The 20,188-nt window shown below is 31.5% G+C and carries 17 protein-coding genes; 5 read left to right on the plus strand and 12 right to left on the minus strand.

Going from position 1 to position 20,188, the window contains the following annotated elements:
* Positions 1–5: 5 nt before the first annotated feature.
* The 7 genes from mfd to C8N27_RS04630 all read right to left on the minus strand — a co-directional run bounded on the left by mfd (position 6) and on the right by C8N27_RS04630 (position 8,986).
* Complete coding sequence (gene mfd, locus C8N27_RS04600) at positions 6–3,341, minus strand: transcription-repair coupling factor (RefSeq protein WP_121146456.1); 3,336 nt, start codon at positions 3,339–3,341, stop codon at positions 6–8.
* A 55-nt stretch (positions 3,342–3,396) separates the two neighbouring features.
* Positions 3,397–3,951: a hypothetical protein gene (locus C8N27_RS04605; RefSeq protein WP_121146457.1), complete on the minus strand. Its 555-nt coding sequence runs from the start codon at positions 3,949–3,951 to the stop codon at positions 3,397–3,399.
* Between the two features lie 37 nt (positions 3,952–3,988).
* On the minus strand, positions 3,989–4,906 hold the full coding sequence (locus C8N27_RS04610; RefSeq protein WP_121146458.1) for a hypothetical protein: 918 nt from the start codon (positions 4,904–4,906) through the stop codon (positions 3,989–3,991).
* Positions 4,903–5,457, minus strand: a complete 555-nt coding sequence (locus tag C8N27_RS04615) for a DUF6932 family protein (RefSeq protein WP_121146459.1) — start codon at positions 5,455–5,457, stop codon at positions 4,903–4,905. The genes C8N27_RS04610 and C8N27_RS04615 overlap by 4 nt, the downstream gene beginning before the upstream one ends.
* Before the next feature lie 846 nt (positions 5,458–6,303).
* Positions 6,304–6,606 carry a GIY-YIG nuclease family protein gene (locus tag C8N27_RS04620; protein WP_121146675.1) on the minus strand — a complete coding sequence of 101 codons (303 nt, stop codon included), beginning with the start codon at positions 6,604–6,606 and terminating at the stop codon, positions 6,304–6,306.
* 483 nt (positions 6,607–7,089) lie between these two features.
* On the minus strand, positions 7,090–8,319 hold the full coding sequence (locus C8N27_RS04625; RefSeq protein ID WP_121146460.1) for an RNA methylase: 1,230 nt from the start codon (positions 8,317–8,319) through the stop codon (positions 7,090–7,092).
* Between the two features lie 169 nt (positions 8,320–8,488).
* A complete protein-coding gene (locus tag C8N27_RS04630; RefSeq protein WP_121146461.1) occupies positions 8,489–8,986 on the minus strand; it encodes a nuclear transport factor 2 family protein in 498 nt (165 codons plus the stop codon).
* 402 nt (positions 8,987–9,388) lie between these two features.
* Between C8N27_RS04630 and C8N27_RS04635 the strand changes: the two genes are divergently transcribed.
* Together C8N27_RS04635 and C8N27_RS04640 are read left to right on the plus strand one after the other, a co-directional pair.
* Positions 9,389–9,823: a tellurite resistance TerB family protein gene (locus tag C8N27_RS04635; RefSeq protein ID WP_121146462.1), complete on the plus strand. Its 435-nt coding sequence runs from the start codon at positions 9,389–9,391 to the stop codon at positions 9,821–9,823.
* 56 nt (positions 9,824–9,879) lie between these two features.
* Complete coding sequence (locus tag C8N27_RS04640) at positions 9,880–10,473, plus strand: transporter family protein (RefSeq protein WP_099214918.1); 594 nt, start codon at positions 9,880–9,882, stop codon at positions 10,471–10,473.
* A 50-nt stretch (positions 10,474–10,523) separates the two neighbouring features.
* Here C8N27_RS04640 and gltX read toward each other — a convergent pair whose 3' ends face one another.
* The 5 genes from gltX to C8N27_RS04650 all read right to left on the minus strand — a co-directional run bounded on the left by gltX (position 10,524) and on the right by C8N27_RS04650 (position 13,859).
* Complete coding sequence (gene gltX / locus C8N27_RS04645) at positions 10,524–12,041, minus strand: glutamate--tRNA ligase (RefSeq protein ID WP_121146463.1); 1,518 nt, start codon at positions 12,039–12,041, stop codon at positions 10,524–10,526.
* 108 nt (positions 12,042–12,149) lie between these two features.
* Positions 12,150–12,302, minus strand: coding sequence for a hypothetical protein (locus C8N27_RS15850; protein ID WP_167444721.1), 153 nt, complete (start codon positions 12,300–12,302; stop codon positions 12,150–12,152).
* Positions 12,303–12,486: 184 nt separating this feature from the next.
* Positions 12,487–12,639 carry a hypothetical protein gene (locus C8N27_RS15855; protein WP_167444722.1) on the minus strand — a complete coding sequence of 51 codons (153 nt, stop codon included), beginning with the start codon at positions 12,637–12,639 and terminating at the stop codon, positions 12,487–12,489.
* A 124-nt stretch (positions 12,640–12,763) separates the two neighbouring features.
* The gene (locus C8N27_RS15860; RefSeq protein ID WP_167444723.1) at positions 12,764–12,916 is read right to left on the minus strand and encodes a hypothetical protein; all 153 of its coding nucleotides are present in this window, start codon (positions 12,914–12,916) and stop codon (positions 12,764–12,766) included.
* A gap of 97 nt (positions 12,917–13,013) precedes the next feature.
* The gene (locus C8N27_RS04650) at positions 13,014–13,859 is read right to left on the minus strand and encodes a hypothetical protein (protein WP_121146464.1); all 846 of its coding nucleotides are present in this window, start codon (positions 13,857–13,859) and stop codon (positions 13,014–13,016) included.
* A gap of 561 nt (positions 13,860–14,420) precedes the next feature.
* Between C8N27_RS04650 and C8N27_RS04655 the strand changes: the two genes are divergently transcribed.
* From C8N27_RS04655 to mnmG, 3 genes are all read left to right on the plus strand, one after another.
* Positions 14,421–17,705: a DUF4175 family protein gene (locus C8N27_RS04655; protein WP_121146465.1), complete on the plus strand. Its 3,285-nt coding sequence runs from the start codon at positions 14,421–14,423 to the stop codon at positions 17,703–17,705.
* A gap of 87 nt (positions 17,706–17,792) precedes the next feature.
* A complete protein-coding gene (gene ybeY, locus C8N27_RS04660) occupies positions 17,793–18,209 on the plus strand; it encodes an rRNA maturation RNase YbeY (protein ID WP_121146466.1) in 417 nt (138 codons plus the stop codon).
* 31 nt (positions 18,210–18,240) lie between these two features.
* The gene (mnmG, locus tag C8N27_RS04665) at positions 18,241–20,118 is read left to right on the plus strand and encodes a tRNA uridine-5-carboxymethylaminomethyl(34) synthesis enzyme MnmG (protein ID WP_121146467.1); all 1,878 of its coding nucleotides are present in this window, start codon (positions 18,241–18,243) and stop codon (positions 20,116–20,118) included.
* The last annotated feature ends 70 nt before the right edge of the window (positions 20,119–20,188 follow it).

Raw genomic sequence — 20,188 nt, forward strand, 5'->3', positions numbered from 1 at the left:
TATTTTTACACTTTCTGTAACGTCTCTAACGCTTTATGTACACTATCAATTTTTATAAAGGTGATGAGTAAACGTAAACCGTTTTTGGTTTTCTTTTCTTTCATTACACAACTTTTCGGGTTGTGCTGTACGTATTTCAACATCTTCGTAAATGCTTCGGTTTGGTAAAAAGCACTTTGCTGATCGGATACAAAATATCCAATCAAACGTTTTTGCTTTAAAATCACTTTTTCTAAGCCTAATTCTTTCGCTAACCATTTAATACGAACACTGTCTAATAAATCGGCTACTTGGGTTGGATATTCACCAAAACGGTCGATAATTTCACTCTCAAATGTTTGTAATTCTTCTTCAGTGGTTAAGGTTCCTAACTTGTTGTATAGACTCAAACGTTCGGTTACTGAATTCACATAATCATCTGGGAATAGAATTTCAAAATCAGTATCAATTTGCACCTCTTTTACATACTCTTTCGGCGCGTTTTCATCCGTAGGATATAAGTCTTTAAACTCATTTTCCTTCAGTTCTTCAATGGCTTCTTGTAAGATTTTCTGATACGTATCAAACCCAATATCGTTTATAAACCCACTTTGTTCTCCTCCTAACAAATCTCCAGCACCACGAATTTCCAAGTCTTTCATGGCAATATTCAATCCGCTTCCTAAATCAGAAAACAGTTCTAATGCCTGAATTCGTTTACGCGCATCGTCGGTCATATGATGGTATGGTGGCGTGATAAAATAACAGAAGGCTTTTTTGTTCGAACGTCCTACACGACCACGCATTTGGTGCAAGTCAGACAATCCGAAGTTATTTGCATTGTTAATAAAAATCGTATTCGCATTTGGTACGTCCAATCCACTTTCAATAATGGTAGTTGAAACTAGTACATCAAACTCATTGTTCATAAAGCCAAGCATGAGTTCTTCTAACTTTTTTCCTTCCATTTGTCCATGCCCAATCCCAATTTTTGCATTCGGAAGTAAGCGTTGTAGCAACCCTGCTACTTCTTTGATGTTTTCAATACGATTGTGGATAAAAAACACCTGTCCTCCACGAGAAATCTCGTACGAAATCGCATCGCGAATGATTTCTTCACTAAAACGAATTACATTGGTTTCTATCGGGTGACGGTTAGGTGGTGGTGTTTTAATTACCGATAAATCTCGCGCCGCCATCAAACTGAACTGTAAAGTACGCGGAATTGGGGTTGCTGTTAAGGTTAATGTATCTACATTTTCCTTAATCGTTTTTAACTTGTCTTTTGCCGCTACTCCAAATTTTTGTTCCTCATCAATAATCAACAACCCTAAATCTTTAAACTGAACTGCTTTATTGGTTAATTGATGTGTTCCTATCACTATATCTACACTTCCATCGGTAACACCTTCTAACACGCCTTTGCGCTGTTTTGTGGTTCTAAAACGGTTTAGGTAGTCAATAGTAACCGGAAAGTCTTTTAATCGCTTAGAAAAGGTTTTAAAGTGCTGAAACGCTAAAACCGTGGTTGGTACTAACACTGCCACTTGTTTTCCGTTATCTACGGCTTTAAAAGCAGCTCTGATGGCAATTTCTGTTTTTCCAAAACCAACATCACCACACACCAAACGATCCATCGGTTGTTCTTTTTCCATATCGGCTTTTACTTCTTGGGTAGAAGAGAACTGATCGGGTGTGTCTTCGTATAAGAAACTTGCTTCCAACTCATGCTGCATGTGTGTATCTGGTCCGAAAGCAAATCCTTTTTGCAGTTTTCGTTTTGCGTATAACTGAATTAGGTTGAACGCAATATGTTTTACGCGGGCTTTGGTTTTTTGCTTGACTTTTTTCCAAGCATTCGACCCTAGTTTATATACTTTAGGCGGTTTTCCGTCTTTTCCGTTGAATTTGGAAATTTTGTGTAGCGAGTGAATGCTCACGTATAAAATATCGCGGTCGCCATAAATTAGCTTGATAGCTTCTTGCTTTTTACCTTCTACATCAATTTTTTGCAATCCGCCAAACTTTCCAATACCGTGGTCGATGTGGGTTACATAATCACCTACGTCTAATTTGGTCAATTCTTGTAGGGTGATGGATTGCTTTTTCGCGTATCCATTCTTCAATCGGAATTTGTAATAACGCTCAAATATTTGATGATCGGTATAACAAACAATTTTATTGTCTAAATCTACAAACCCTTGATATAACGGAAACACAATGGTTTCATAGGAAACTTCTTGTTCACCATCGTCAAAAATATCGTGGAAACGCTGTGCTTGCTTGTCGTTAGAACAGAAAATATAATTGGTAAATCCTTTGGCTGAAAATTCATTAAAATTCTGAATTAACAAATCGAATTTTTTGTTGAAAGAGGGCTGTGGATGCGTATCGAAACGTATCTCGGTAAGATCTTTCGTCTCTGCTAGAGATGACAAGTGCGCTAATGTAAATTCTTGTAATTGATTTCTAATTAACTCACCGTTACAAAACAGTTCTTCTGGTTTTGCGTGCTTGATTTCTGTAGATAGTTCGTTGAACGACAGTTCTGCTTTTCGGTAGAATTTGTCTAACGAATCGCTTAACAAGTCTACATTCTTAACAAAAACAGCGGTTTTAGACCAAATATATTTTAAAAAGCTTTCTCTGCTTTCTTCCAACGCTTTGTTTTCTACATTGGGCATTATGCTTACTTTCTTCAGTTTTTCTTTAGAAAGTTGCGTTTCTACATCAAACGTTCGGATGCTGTCTACCTCATCACCAAAAAACTCTATACGATACGGTTCGTCGTGAGAAAACGAAAACACATCGATAATTCCACCACGTACCGAAAATTCTCCTGGTTCGGTTACAAAATCAACACGTTTAAAATGATATTCGAACAGTACTTCGTTGACAAAATCGAGCGATACTTGCTCACCCACGGCTACTTTTAGCGTGTTTTTTGCCAGTTCTTTTTTGGTAACTACTTTTTCGAACAGGGCAGTAGGGTAGGTAACAATAATCGCCGGTTTTTTACGAGAATTGATACGGTTTAACACCTCTGAACGCAGCAACACATTGGCGTTGTCGGTTTCTTCTATCTGATAGGGTCTGCGATACGAACCAGGATAAAACAACACATTTTTATCGCCCAGTAACTGCTCTAAATCGTTTAGATAATAAGCAGCTTCTTCCTTATCGTTACAAATTAACAAGTAAGGTTTATCGGCTTGTTTAAAAGTTTCGGAAATGACAAAAGACAACGAAGAACCGACCAAATTCGTAATTTGAAAATGGTGTTGTTCTTGTTGAAGCTGATTTACAATCTGTTTTACATTATCAGATTGTTGGTATTGGTTTACAATCGATTGTTTGCTCAACGTACAAAAATTTTACGCAAATGTACGAGGATTATTTTTTGTTTTAAACAACAGATTACTCAATATACGTGTAGTGTTTCCAAGGATAGTCCAATAACTTTTTTTGATTCTTATTCATAAACAAGTTAAACTCATAATAAAAAGATTTGTAATTATCATTATTAACTTTATCCAAGTAGCTTGTCCATTCGTATAACTTATCCATTATTTGACCATACTCAAACCATATTAAGTCAAAGTTTAACTTATTTAATTGTGGAGAAATTAAATTAAATAACTCTATCAAATTATGAATATCTCCATTTCCACAACCTCCTTCTGAAAACATGTATTCAACTGTGTCTGTGTATCCATCTGAAAATCTAAATTCATTCTCTTTAACACCTCTTAAAAAATTATTCGCTTGATATAACTCAATAAATTTATCTATTTGTTGAGTGGTAATATGATTTCTTAAAAAGTCTATTGTTTTATATGTGTTTTCAAGTTTTCTTTGTTTTAATGTATTGATAAAGGTTAAAATAGTTATTACCCCACCTATAATAGCTAAAAATAAAATAACCCAACTTCTAAGTTCTGAGTAATTTGTATAAAAAAATAAGCAATTCATTGAATATAAATTTGTTTATATACCAATTTAAGGTATACTAAATAATGTCAGATATTTCTACTAATTCATAATTAAGCTTTTCTTTACCAGTAATAAATGTTGTTTTGTGAATAATTAAATGTACTGAACATTCCTTATTCAAATACTTTTTATCATAATCAATCAATAACTCCTCTGGTATTTCGCTATTTATAATACCTGTAATTGGCTCTCCTTCTTCTCCAATAATTTCAAATTTTCCAGAATCAAGTAAAATTCCTCTAAGTATCCCTTTGATAAAAAGGTTTTCCTCATCTGTTTCTGTTAAATTAACTCTTTCAAAACCTTCTTTAATTTCTTGTTCAGAAATATTAATACCAAAACTCCCTGTTTCTATTTTTAAAATAGAATTTGCTTCTGAAACCTCTTTTAAAAACTGTTTTAAATTAGTCAAATTTCTCTTAGGTGTATTTTCCATTGCCTTTTCAAACATTTCATCACTTTTGACAGAGGCACTAATGAGTTCTACCACTTGTTTAATAGCTATGGAAACATCATTTTCATCAAATAAATCATTATTCTCTAGTTGGCTGAGTTCTACTCCAAATGAACCTGTAGGTAAAGCTGTAAGATATAGTTCAGAGTTTCCAGAATCTTTGGCTTTCCCTCTTTCTCCAACTATTCCAAAACGAACTAGAGCAGTTTGTGTTTTTACTAATTCTTGAATTGGTTTTATAGTTTTACTTACAAACTTTGATTTTATTCCTAATGAACCTTTAACAGCATTACCGCTAAATAGTAATCTAACTTTAGGCTCAATTATTTCACTAGAAAAACTAGCTAGTTTTTCTTTAAGATTTTTTATTTTGTTTTTTAAATTTTCAGACATAAGAGGATGATCACCTACTAATCCTAGCATGCGTTCAGTATCCAAAATTTGAGCTTTTATTTTTTCTTTCTCTGAAAAGGCACTCATATTTCTATTGAGTTTAAGTAATCTAATGCTTGTTTATCTGTATCTACAGTATTTAACTCTAACCGCAAAATTCCTTTCCAAACACCTAATCTATTGTGACTAAATAATTGAATCCAATATCTAGTCATCTCAACTGTAACATCTGGATCAAAACTATAATCAACAAGATAATGATCTAGATTATAGTTACTCTTTGCCATATTTGGGTCTATGAATTCTACAAAGTTAGTCTTTATTTCTTTTATTTTATCACCTTTCAAGCCCTTAAAAAAGGTGACTATATCTAAGTCATTTGGATGTCGTCTTTCAGATTTTTCTATGTTTTCGGTAAAACTACCATCGATCCATTGAAACCCTTCAATAATTCCTAGATTTGTCATCTTCTGTCTGAACTCTAATAACCCCTTTAAAATTAAAACTCTTTCTTTAGTTCTTCCTAGACTTTGACAAAGCTCTAAAGTTGAACAATTATATGGACTTAAGTGTTCTTGTAAAGTAGGGTTCCCTATATGTGGTGGTATTACATTATTATGATCAAAATCTGGTATCAATATTTATATTTTTTATCACTTAAAATTTTAAAGTTTAAAACTAAACGCACACAACCACAAACCTTTACGGCAATCCATAAAGAAGTGTTTGTTGTTACTTATTTTTTATAAAAAATAGTTGAGATAAGGGGTAGTACTACTTTTTACTTTTTTAGCGTGTTAAACATAGTAAAAAAAGAGGAGGGAGGCAAGGGTTATTTGTTTGTGTGTGAGTTTGTAAGGGTGTTTATTGCTTTTAAGAGTGTTTGTAACTCCCATGAGTGAGATTTCTCCCCCTGGTCGAAATGACAACCTCAACGTCATTTCGAACTGGAGTGCAACGGAAGTGAGAAATCTTACAGTCGTGTGTTAGGTACTTTAAAGGATATTTTCAACTCAAATTAAACAGATTTCTCCCTGTGGTCGAAATGACATCACACCATGCAAACTCAACGTCATTTCGAGGGAGGTACGACTGAGAAATCTTACAGTCGTGTGTTAGGTATTTAAAAGAGTGTTTCCTACTCAAATTAAGCAGATTTCTCCCTACGGTCGAAATGACAGGACACCATGCAACCTCAACGTCATTTCGAAGGAGGCACGACTGAGAAATCTTACAGTCGTGTGTTAGGTACTTTAAAGGGTGTTTCTAACTCAAATTAAACAGATTTCTCCCTACGGTCGAAATGACAGGACACCATGCAACCTCAACGTCATTTCGAACTGGAGTGCAACGGAAGTGAGAAACCGAAAGGTTCAGCGGAGCTAAATCTTATAGTTGTGTATTAGGTACTTTCAAGAGTATTTGTACCCCCCGTGAGTGAGATTTCTCCCTGCGGTCGAAATGACAGTAGCAATAAAAAAATATTACTTAAAAACCTCATTATTCAAAAAATACCACTCAGGATTAAAACTATTAATTAAGGCTTCTTTCTTTTCTCTGCGCCATTTTTTTAATTCTTTTTCTCTGTGAATTGCCTCTTTTATATTTTCAAATGTTTCATAGTAAATCAAATAATAGCAGTTGTACTTTCCTGCAAAGGATTTTTTAGCATGTTCACTATCAAAATAGTGTTGCGATAATCGTTTTTGAAGGTTGTTGGTAACACCAATATATAACGTGGTCTTATTCTTATTTGTAATGATGTATACAACGTAATTTTCTAGCATTTTTCTTTTAAAGATATAAAAAATTATAAACGTCATTTCAAAGGAGCTACGACTGAGAAGTCTCAAGATTCAGCAGAGCTAAATCTTATAATGGTCTATTAGGTATTTTCAATAATGCTTCTAACTAGAATTAAACAGATTTCTCGCTATCGCTCGAAATGACAACTCATTACGTCATTTCGAAGGAGGCACGACTGAGAAACCGCAAGGTTCAGCGGAGCTAAATCTTACAGTCGCGTGTTAGGTATTTAAAAGAGTGTTTCCTACTCAAATTAAGCAGATTTCTCCCTACGGTCGCAATGACGGGAAACCATACAACCTTAACGTCTTTCTTATGTTGTACAAGGATTTTTTTTGTAGAAAAAAGTTTGTACAGCCTGTGTACAAGAAAATATTTTTTAAAAATTTATTTGTACATCAAACGGAGCGCACTTGATGTACAAGAAAAAAAATAACTTTAAAAAGTTTGTACAAAAAAAGGCTTTATTCCTTACAAATAGTAATCGCTCCAACTCGTGCTAACTGACTTACAAAATCAAATACATCCATCAATTCCCAAGTAGGAGTGAGGTGGTTTTGTAGTTCGTTAAAACTTATGGTTTCTCCTGTGTTTAGCTTTTCTATAATTGTGCTTAGTTGTGAGTTATTGCTAACAACAACTTCATTTCCTCTTGCCATTATACAGGTTTTCTCTGTGTTTTCTGTATGTAACAACAACGGAAAAATTGTCTTTCCTGTAATTTGAAATGGCGGGTTGGGTACTCCTTCGTTGTTTTGAAGTATTGATGGGTTTAATACCCCTTCGTTACTTTTTAGTTTGGTTATGTATTTTGTAAGCGTGTTTTTGTATTTATTTTCCCACGTTTTGGGGTTTAATAAGCTATTCCAATCCAATTCTTCGGTTGTGGTATCTACAGGTGGTAAGTACCCTACTTTTGGATTTTTAGTTAACTCACTTGAGGCTATTTGTGCAGCAATTGTTTTTTCTAAATAGTCTCTAGACGGATTGATATAATCCATTACCACACTCAACGAAAATTCATCAGTTTTTGCAATATGGTATACATGATGCGGAATAAACATGGCCGATTTTGCTTTTAACGGATATTTTGTGGAGCTTGGTAGCATTGTATCTACCTCGTGGAACACTTTCGTATTGTGTTCTATTTGGTTGTATTCTTCAATATCCCAAGTATAAAAATCTTTATGATTTGGACCTAAATGAAACAAAAATCCTTCTTCTCCTTTGGCTTCTTTATGAATTCCGAAAGGGGTAAACCCATAGTTTCCCATAAAAAACAAAAAGGAAAGTCCGCCCAATGGCATGCCTGCTTTTTGAAGTAACGGAGCTACTATCTGACACATTCTCTCGGTAAATTCATTACTAAAGGTTTCTAAACTATTGAAAACAACTCCGAATTTTTGATCTCCGAATAACTTCATACACCACTGCTCAATAGTTTCATGTTCTTCGGGTCTATTAGCAGCCATTTCTTCTGCTATTCCGTTTTGAAGCTCGTGGTTTATGTATACTTTGATGCCTTTGTGTAATTCTCCTTTGTCTAAAAACCGATTGATAATGTTTTTTAATTCTTGTTTTAAAAAGGTTACATCGTCATCAGAAAGTATGTTGTCTATTGATGTTGGTTTGGTGAGTTCTTGTGAGTTTTGGTAGAGTTTTTTCCAAGTTTCAGAATTCTTCTCGTTGTTCATAGGCTGGTTTTAAAGCTTCTGCCTATAAAAATAAAGTATTTTGAAAATTATTTTTATGCTTTTATTCCCTTATTTTAATCGGTTATACCACCTCAACGTTATTTCGAAGGAGTAGGTGACTAAAACAATCTGTTTGTTGAGATCATATAAAAGAAAATTGCTATCTAATTTACAAACATTTACCTGATTCAAAATCTTCTTTAGTAATTGGTTCTCCATTAATTGTATCAGTATCCCAGTCTTGTGAAATTAACCATACACCATTCTTTTTATTAAGTACCACGTGGAACCTACCGTATACAATACGTGGTTCTTTGTCTTTTTCAGTATATATAACTCGATAATAACCTACTTCGTAACCAGTACTTTCTTTATAAGTTCTTTGATTGAAACAAAAATCTATTTGTCTTTTCTTAGTCGTTGGTTTTTGATAAGATGTTTGTACCGATGTTTTGTATTCTTCTCCTATGCGAATTCCGTACTTATTAACTCTTAAAACATCATTAGTATGTAAACTATTAAATGTATTCCAATCTCTAGCTTCAAAAGATTTTTTAAATGGTTGCCATATTTGTTGATTAACCTCTTTTTCTATTACTTCATTATTTTGTGAAAAACTAAACGTAATTGAAATTAGAAAAATTAAAATAGTGTATGCCGTTTTCATTTTGATAAGATTAAAAATTCATTTGTTAACAAGTTAGTAATTTTAAAAACGAAAAACTAAATTAAGATTTATTGATTCTTTTTGTGTGTTCTATAAATATTCTCTATTAAATTTTCTTTTTTCTGTATTTTTTTATTAAAACCTGTTTAATAGCTATTTTAAAGAATAAAAAAACACTAGTATAAACATTCGTATTAACTAAAAATAAAAACTCTTTAAAACACCTAAAAAACAGCTGTTATTAATTAATAGTTTTTATGTGTTTTTAAATTACAATAAAAAAAAATAATACTTTGTTTTTGGTTAGAATTGTTAACTTTCGGCGGTATTTATATGACTTTATTTAAACTTTGCTTCTAAATAAATACCACTTACTTTCAATCATAAAAAAACAAAAAAATTATGTCAATATCAGATTTATATTCAACCGGAAAACATAAACAAGAAATAGGGCACTTTGCTAGTGTAGTAAAAATTGCTGAGACTGATGGAATTATTTCAGAAGGAGAACAGTTATTATTAGACAGAGCCGCAAAGAAGTTGAATATTAGTGAAGAAGAATATAAACTAATTTTAAAAAGTCCTGAAAAATACCCAATAAACGCCCCTGTAAGTTATGATGAGCGTATTGAACGCTTATATCGTTTAACAAGAATGATTTTTGCTGATGAAAATGTAGCTAAAGAGGAAGTTGGTATACTTCGTAAAATTGCAGTAGCTTTGCATTTCTCTGCAGAGAATGCTGAGAAAGTTTGTGATGAAGCCGTTCATTTAGTTTTAAATGATAACAACTTAGATGATTTTACCGCAGCTATTAAAAAGGTGAATGCCAATTAATTTAATTATACTAAAAACTTATTAAACCAGTTATTACTCTAAACACTTATCTCCCGATGAAACATAAAATTTTATTCATAGCAATCTTTACCTGTTTAACAACATCCGTTTTTTCTCAAAACTTAAACGACTCTTGGCAAATAGGTGTAGGTTTCGGAATAACGAAATTTAGTGAAAGTGATGCCGCTTTTATTGGTGATCAATACTTATTTCAAGTACCTACTTTAAGTTTAACCATGCCTATTGGTGATCGTTTTTCTTTAGACGGTGCTATGTCTTTTAATACTATTGATGATGTTGGTTTTATTAAAAACTCGGCAAAGTATTTTTCTATGGATGCTTCATTTCGTTATAACTTGAATGCTATGTTTAACAAGTTTGCTCCGTATGTTTTTATAGGAGGAAGTGTAGTTGACTCTGAACGTAAAATGACACCTACTCTTAATGTTGGTGCTGGTGGAATTTACTGGGTTAGCGATAATATTGGTATTAATCCACAATTATATTATAAACACTCTTTTGAAGGTTACGAAAGTATGCGTTCACATATTCAAGGAACTTTAGGTGTTGTATTTAAATTAAACTGGAATAATGGCGGTGGTAATAACGGTCGTAATGCTGCAAAACATTTAGGAGGTTGTATGTTTTAAACCTTCTTAAAATAAAATAAAAAAGCCGCTTAAAAGCGGCTTTTTTATTTTTATGATAGTTCGTTTATCGCGTTTTCTATTCTTGTAATGGTAGTTTCTTTACCTATCATTGTCATAATGTCAAACAAATCTGGTCCTGCCAATTTACCAACTAAACTTAAACGAAGTGGCTGCATTACTTTACCAAACCCTATTTCTTTTGAGGTAATCCATCCCTTAATTTCAGTTTGAGCATTTTCAATTGAAAAATCTTCTATTTTTGAAATTACTTCTATTAATTCTTGCATTAACTCACTTGTAGTGTCTTTCCATTGCTTTTTAACCGCTTTTGCATCATATTCTGAAGGGTTTTGATAGAAAAAGCTAGATAACTCCCAAAAATCAGCTACAAACGTTGCTCGCTCTTTTATTAACGAAACTACTTTCTCTGTACGATCTTTATCTGTAGTTATACCTTTTTCTTCAAGAATAGGCAAGAATAACGCTGTAAGTTCTTCGTTAGATTTTTGCTGTAAATACTGCTGATTAAACCATTTGGTTTTATCTGGACTAAACTTAGCTCCTGATTTACTTACGCGCGCTAAATCGAACGCTTCTGTTAGTTCTTTTAAACTAAAAATTTCTTGTTCTGTTCCAGGATTCCACCCTAAGAATGCTAACATATTTATAAATGCATCAGCAAAATAACCGTCTTCTTTGTATCCACGTGAAACATCTCCTGTTTGCTCATTGGTATATTCTAATGGAAATACTGGGAAACCTAATTTATCACCATCACGCTTACTTAATTTTCCTTTTCCTACTGGTTTTAAAATTAATGGTAAGTGTGCAAATTTTGGTGCTTTCCAATCAAACGCACGATATAATAACTCATGTAGTGGGAGAGAAGGTAACCATTCTTCACCACGAATTACATGCGAAATTTCCATTAAATGGTCATCTACAATATTTGCTAAGTGATAAGTTGGCATACCATCAGATTTAAACAATACTTTATCATCTAAAGTGTTTGTTTCAACTTTAATCGTACCACGAATTTCATCTTGTAAAATCAACGTTTCATCTTGTGGTGTTTTAAAACGAATCACAAATTTTTCTCCTGCATTAATCTTAGCTGCAACTTCATCAGCAGAAAGTGCTAACGAATTATTTAACTTTTGACGATTATGCCAATTATAGATAAACGTTTTTCCTTGCTCTTCGTGATTTTTTCGATGTGCATCTAACTCTTCAGCTGTATCAAAAGCATAATATGCCCAACCGCTTTCAATTAATTGATCGGCATATTTTTTATACAAATCTTTACGTTCTGACTGACGATAAGGTCCGAATTTTTCGTTTTTACCTGGGCCTTCATCAAATGGAATATTACACCACTCTAACGAATCGATGATATATTGTTCTGCATTGGCTACATAACGAGTTTGATCCGTATCTTCTATACGTAAAACAAAGGTTCCGTTATGTTTTTTAGCAAATAAATAATTGAATAAAGCAGTTCTTACACCACCTATGTGTAAAGGTCCTGTTGGACTCGGAGCAAAGCGTACTCTTACGTTCTCAGTCATTTTTTTATTGATTTGAAAGCGCAAAGATAGTTTTATGTTAATAGAAAAGAAAAAGGAGGAAAGAGAAAAAAAGAAAAAAGCGAGTTTAACTCGCTTTTAAAATAATTTTTATGAGTTATCTGGAACACATGCACAAGCTGTGAAATCATACACGTAACCCACATAACAAGGCTCAAGAGGAAAGCATCCACCATTTCCTTTAATTATCTTTTGCTCCTGTTTACTAAGTAATTTACCAGTTTTTGAAATGTTCTTTAACATAATTTTTAAATTTATAGATTAATAAAAAAACTAATTTACTGTATTCCTAATACTTAACTTAATAATTAACCATAAAAAAAGTAAGAGTTTAACTTACTTTTTAGAGTCTTTTTTTATTTAGGTTTAAAAGTCATTAATGTTACTTGTGAATAAAAAAAGCGAGTTAAACTCGCTTTTTTGAATATTATTTATACTGGCAATAGCCATTATAACAAAAAGAATCCCAAGGTGGACAGTCCTTGTCAGAGAAACATCTAATGTTTCTAAATCCTCCATTAATGTTTTTTTGTTCTTTTTTGTTTAGGGTAGTACCTAAACTTGAAATGTTTTTTAACATCTTTAAAGTTTTTAAAATTAGTACTAGCAATTTAATTGAACTTTAAACACTTTTTATTGATTTTACCTTATAAAAAGTAAGGTTTTACCTTACTTTTTAGATTCTTCTTTTAGAATAGTTAATATTATTTATATTGACAGTATCCATGGAAGCAATACATGTCACTTCTTGGACAGTCTTGGTCGTATCTACATCTAGTAAGTCCAAAACCTCCGTTAATATTTTTTTGTTCCGTCTTTTTTAGGGTAGTACCTAAATTTGAAATGTTTTTTAACATCTTTTAAAGTTTTTAAATTAGTGCTAGCAATTTAATTGAACTTTAAAAACTCTTTATTTATTTTGCCTTAAAAAAAGTATGGGTTATCCATACTTTTTTAAAACTTATGATACAATCCAAAACTCAATGCCGGAGCTTTAGCTACATTTCTTCCCGCAAAAGCACCTCCAAATCCAACATTTACACCAAAAGATTTATTAAACTCTCCAATAAACTTGAGTCCAAATGCAGCATAGCTTTGATTATTTACATATAACCCTGTAGCTAAGTTTTCTTGAGACAATATAACGTCGCCATTTTTTAAAGAGGCAACACCGTCTAAAAAGCCTGCTATCCATAACCAATTTAGAGCCTTGTAACCTATTTCTCCTCCTAATTTATAGTTAGAGCTATAATCATTTGTTCTAATATCAAATCCTGTAAAAGCTTGTATGTACCATGAGTCAAATCCTCTTCCTGTTAAAAATAACGGTGTAAATGTCCACGCATCGTAACCACTTCGTAATCCTGAATTTTCTTTATAGGTACTTGTATTTGCTTCAATAGAAAGTTGTCCTGATAACAACCATTTATTATTTGAAAAGTTGTGTTTTATTCCTAATTGGATGTTTCCTAATAAGGTTTCAGAAGCTTCTTCAATAGTAATAGATGGGAAAATTACAGACATATCTTCTGTAAAGTCACCTGTTTTTACCATTTTTAAAGGAACGTTAGCAAATAATGTTGTTTTATCTGTTACACCGTATTCTCCATATAATTGTAATGTATTATCAGTAATTTCTCGTTGAGGCTTATAATCTGGATTCCCATAAATTTTATCATAGCTTCCAATTGAGGTAAATGATGCTTGAATATATCCTTCATTTTTGTTTTTTGTCCACGGACTTTGAGAAAAAACATTAAGTGTAATTAAAAATAATACTGGTATAACTAGTTGTTTCATGCTGAAAATATTTTTTAGTTAGTTTACAAAAGCTTTTGTTCCTTACAAAAAGTACTTATTATTTGAACTACACTTCACAAAAAAAGCAGCATTTAAATAAATACTGCTTTCATACATTTTCTGGATCTTAGCTTATACAACACAAACCATCTTGTATAATTCCTGAACAACTCATTCCATAAGGCGTATCAAAAGCACATGGATTTCCTTCGCCACGACCTACATAACCACTTCCTCCTGGGTAACTTTCATAACAGCCTGTTATATCACATTCATTATTTCCAGAGAAAAAACCTCCATTAATATTTTTTTAATCTACCTTATTAAGCAGAGCACCTAAGTTTGAAATGTTTTTTAACATCTTTAAAGTTTTTAAAATTAGTACTAGCAATTTAATTGAACTTTAAATATTCATCGTTTTTTTTACCTTATAAAAGGTATGGTAAATCCTTATTTTTTCTTCAAATAACGTATTTAAAGTAGTTTATTAATGAAATATGAGTGTTTAAATAAATCTTTAACTAAGATTTCCTCATAAAACATGTATTTTTATACTTAGATATGGGAGATTTTAATAAAATACAACAGAAACTAGAGCAGTTTAGTAAGAAATTTTACACTAATGAATTGATAAAAGGAAGCATTTTATTTGTTTCGTTAGGATTGATTTATTTGCTATTTACACTCTTTATTGAATATTTTTTATGGTTAAAACCAACTGCTAGAACTATTTTATTTTGGTTATTTATTGCAGTAGAAGCATTCTTATTTTTCCGTTTTATTTGTTTTCCTATTTTTAAAATAGTGGGGCTACAAAAAGGAATTTCTTTTGAAGAGGCTTCTAAAATTATTGGAAATCATTTTCCTGAAGTAAAAGACAAACTATTAAACGTTTTACAATTACAGCAAAACAATCAGCAATCTGATTTATTAGCTGCAAGCATTGAGCAAAAATCAAAAGAATTACAGCCTGTTTCTTTTAATAAGGCCATTGACTTTAGTAGAAACAAAAAGTATGTAAAATATGCTTTAATTCCTTTCTTAATTTGGGGAATTTCTATGCTTACAGGAACTTCTAGTAAACTTTCACAAAGTTTTAATCGTGTAGTAAATCATTCAGTAGCATATAACCCTCCAGCTCCTTTTTATTTTAATTTAACAGCAAAAGATTTACGTGTTATTAAAGGAAAAGATATAACCGTTTACTTACAAACAGAGGGGGAGGTAATACCTCATGAAACCAAAATTCATTTTAATAATCAACAATACTTTATGGAAAGTGAAGGAAATGGTTTGTTTTCATACACGTTTTCTGAAGTTCAAAACCCTATTACTTTTTATGCTAGTGCCAACAGAATTGAATCTAATGAGTATAGTATAACAATTATTAAAACTCCATCTATTCAAAATATAGCATTAAACTTAACTTACCCTTCATACATAGGTAAAGCTTCTGAAACGATTAACAACACCGGAAACTTAAATGTTCCACAAGGAACAATTATAAAATGGGACATAAAAACTTCTGAAACCGATACAGTTACCTTCATAGAAAAAGAGAAAAGAACAAATTTTAATCAAAAAGAAAACAACGAATTTGAGTTTACAAAACGTGTTTTAAATAATACAAACTATCAAATAACTACATCTAACAAAAATCTAACAGATTACGAACAGCTACAGTTTTCTATTAATGTAACTAAAGATGAATATCCAACTATCAATGTAAATTCAAATATTGATAGTATTTCAAGAGGAAATGCTCAGTTTGTAGGTCAAATTGCTGATGATTATGGTTTTAAGAGGTTAGAATTGGTTTATTACGATAAAAATAACAATCAAAACACTAATAATCAATTAATTAACATAAATAAAGAGAATATTCAAACCTTTTATTTTGAGTTTCCAGAAAATTTAGATTTAAAAGAAGGAATAGACTATGAAATGTACTTTCAAGTATACGATAATGATATTGTAAATGGTAGTAAAAAAGCCATAAGTAGAAAATTTAGCTATCGACAAAAAACAGAAGAAGAAATAGAGGAAGAACTACTACAAGAGCAAAAAAATTACATTGAAAACATTACTAATTCATTAGATCAACAACAAAAAAGTAAGAAAGATTTAGAAAAGATTCAGTTTGATTTACAGAACAAAAAGAATATTAACTGGAATGATCAAAAGAAAATTCAAAATTTAATAAAGCGTCAGGAGCAATACAAGCAAATGATGCAACGTCAAACACAAAAATTACAAGAGAATTTTTCTGAAAAGAAAGAAGAAAATGAAACCTTAGAACAGAAAAAAGAAGACCTTAAAAAGCGTATTGAAGAGCTAAAAAAATTAGAGAAACAACAAAAATTACTAGACGAATTAAATAAGCTTGCAGATAAACTTAAGAAAGAAGATTTAATAAAAAAAACAAAAGAACTAGCGGAACAAAATAAACAACAGGAGCGTAGTTTAGAACGTATTTTAGAAATGACTAAGCGTTTTTATGTTGAACAAAAAATGAATCAGTTAGCAAACAAGCTTGATGATTTATCTAAAAAACAAGAAGAATTAAGTAACAAAGAAACTAATAAGGAAGAACAACAACAGATTAATGATGAGTTTCAAAAAGCGAAAAAAGAATTAGACGACTTAGAAAAAGATAATAAGAAGTTGAAACAGCCTATGGAAATGCCTTCTATGGAAGATTTAGAAAAACAGGCTCAAGAAGAATTAAATAAAGCTGAAGAAAACTTAGAAAAAAATAAGGCTTCTGAAACTAAAAAAAGTCAGAAAAAGGCTGCTGAAAAAATGCAGCAAATGAGTCAGAAAATGCAACAATCAATGCAATCAATGAGTGCTGAAATGGAAGAGGAAAACATGGAAGGTTTACGTCAAATTTTAGAAAACCTTATTACATTCTCTTTCGACCAAGAAGCATTAATGAATGAGTTTTCTTCCTCAAATTCATCACATCCTAACTTTGGTAAAAACCTTCAGAAACAACATCAACTTAAAACCTATTTTGAACACATTGATGACAGTTTATTTGTACTTTCTATGCGTGTTCCTAGCATCTCATCAAAAATTCAAGATCACTTAGCACAAGCGCATTATAACTTAGATCAATCTTTAGAGAACTTTGCAGATAATTATTTCCAGACTGGTATATCAAATCAACAATATGTTATGACCTCTGCTAATACATTGGCAGATATGTTAAGTAATACTTTAGATGCTATGCAGAACCCTAAACCTGGTAATGGAAAAGGGAAGGGAAAAGGAAAATCATTTAGCTTACCAGACATCATTCAAAAGCAAAACGAATTGATGGAAAAGATGAAACAAGGTATGCAAAAGAAAAATCAAGGGAATCCTAAAGATGGAAAAGACGGAAAAAATAAAGGTGAAAAAGAAGGACAAAACGGTGAACAAAGTGATGATTTGGATGGTGAGTTATATCAAATATATAAAGAACAATCTCAACTAAGAGAACAATTAGAAAATGCTATTAAAGAAGGTAATGGTAATGCTAAAAAAGCATTAAAGGAAATGGAACAATTAGAAAATGAAATTTTAGAAAAAGGGTTTACTCAAGAAAGCATTAATAGAATGCAGCAATTAAACTATGAATTACTTAAATTAGATAAAGCAACTTTTGAACAAAATAAAGATAAACAGCGTAAATCAAATACCAATTTACAGGAGTTTAATAACAATACTACTAAAGAATTGAAGTTTAAAAAGTTGTTTTATAACCAAACGGAGATATTAAACAGACAATCACTACCTTTGCGCCAAAATTACAAAAAGAAGGTTCAAGACTACTTTAGCCTTCCAAAGGATAAAAAATAACGTATTAAAAAGCCTCTAGATTATATAAATACTATTGCTTTTTAATTAAGTTTTTAAGACATTAATAATAGTTTTTGATATAAAGAAATGATTGCATTTAATTACGAAACCGAGTTTCAATTAAACAATGAAGAAAACACTTCTAAATGGATACAGGAATGTATTGAAAAGGAAGATTTTGAATTAGGAGAAATCAACTATATTTTTTGTGACGACGCTTATTTACATAAAATAAATATTGAGTTTTTACAACACGATACCTTTACTGATATTATCAGTTTTGATTATACGTTAGGTAAGTTAGTTGGTGGTGATATTTTTATTTCTGTAGAAAGGGTAGAGGAAAACGCTAAAGAGTTTAATACTTCTTTTGAAAACGAATTACACCGAGTGATAATTCATGGTGTTTTACATTATATGAAATACAAAGATAAGACTGATGAAGAGAAGCAAATTATGCGCTCTAAAGAAAATGAATGTTTAGAAATTTTAGATAAAATATAAAAAGAGTTCCACGTGGAACTGACTATAAAAAATGAGTTTATTTAATACAACATACGATGTAATTGTAGTAGGAGGTGGACATGCTGGTAGCGAAGCAGCTGCAGCAAGTGCAAACATGGGAGCACACACTTTGTTAATTACAATGAACTTACAAAACATTGCTCAAATGAGTTGTAATCCTGCTATGGGTGGAATTGCAAAGGGGCAAATAGTGCGAGAAATTGATGCATTAGGAGGTTATAGCGCTATCGTAACTGATAAGACAGCTATACAATTTAAAATGCTAAATAAATCAAAAGGACCTGCTATGTGGAGTCCAAGAGCACAATCAGATAGAATGCAATTTGCAGAGTGCTGGAGAACGATGTTAGAACAAACAGAAAACTTAGATTTTTATCAAGATTCTGTTAATGGATTATTGTTTGATGGTGATAAAATTACTGGAGTTAAAACTGCTTTAGGTTTAGAAATAAAAGCTAAAACAGTAATTATTACTGCTGGTACTTTTTTAAACGGACTAATTCATATTGGTGAAAAAACATTTGGTGGTGGTAGAGCAGGTGAAGGAGCTTCAACTGGTATTACAGAAGATTTAGTTGCAAAAGGTTTTGAAGCTGGTAGAATGAAAACTGGAACTCCTCCTCGTGTAGATGGACGCTCTTTAGATTACTCTAAAATGACTGAGCAACCTGGTGATGATTCTCCAGAAAAATTCTCTTATTTACCAATAACAAAACCATTAACAAAACAACGTTCTTGTTATCTTACTTACACTAATCCAGAAGTACACAATTTACTTCGTGAAGGTTTTGAACGTTCACCAATGTTTAACGGTAGAATTAAATCTACAGGACCTCGTTATTGTCCATCTGTAGAAGATAAGATTAATCGTTTTGCAGAAAAGGAACGTCATCAAATATTTGTAGAACCAGAAGGATGGAACACAGTTGAGATTTATGTAAACGGTTTCTCAACATCACTTCCAGAAGATATTCAAGATAAAGCAATACGTGCTATACCTGGATTTGAAAACGTAAAGTTTTTCAGATATGGTTACGCTATAGAATATGATTATTTTCCGCCAACACAGTTAAAACATAACTTAGAAACTAAGTTAATTAATAACTTATTTTTTGCTGGTCAAATTAACGGTACAACAGGTTATGAAGAAGCAGCTGCACAAGGTTTAATGGCTGGTGTAAACGCAGCTTTAAAAACCCAAAATAAAGAACCATTTATCTTAAAAAGAAGTGAGGCTTATATTGGAGTTTTAATTGATGATTTAATTACTAAAGGGACAGAAGAACCATATAGAATGTTTACTTCACGTGCTGAGTATAGAACATTATTAAGACAAGATAATGCCGATTTACGTTTAACAGAAAAAGCTTATAAATTAGGGTTAGCTTCTCAAGAAAGAATGGATAGGGTAGAAGAGAAGAAAAATAAAACTCAAAACTTAATCGACTTCATTACTAAATTAAGTATTACGAAGGAAGATGTTAATCCGATTTTAGAAAGTAAAAATTTAGCAACAATTAATCAATCTATGAAATTGTATAAAATTGCTGCTAGACCTCAATTAACTTTTTCTGATTTTAGATCAATTGATAATCTTGAAAACTATATTCAAGAAAATGGAATTGATAATGAAATTATAGAACAAGTTGAAATCCATTTAAAATACTCTGGTTATATCGAAAAGGAAAAGAATAATGCAGACAAATTAAATAGATTAGAAAACGTACCTATTCCTTCTACATTTGATTATAGTAAAGTAAAATCTCTATCATATGAAGCAAGAGAAAAATTATCTAAAATACAACCTACTTCAATTTCACAAGCGAGTAGAATAAGTGGCGTTTCACCAAGTGATATTTCCGTCTTGCTTGTTTACATGGGTAGATAAATTCTAATTTAGATTTACAAAAAATAAAATGTTCCATGTGGAACGTTTTATTTTTTTATGTATAATTGTT

The sequence above is a fragment of the Tenacibaculum discolor genome, from assembly GCF_003664185.1.
Classification (GTDB): Bacteria; Bacteroidota; Bacteroidia; order Flavobacteriales; family Flavobacteriaceae; genus Polaribacter; species Polaribacter discolor.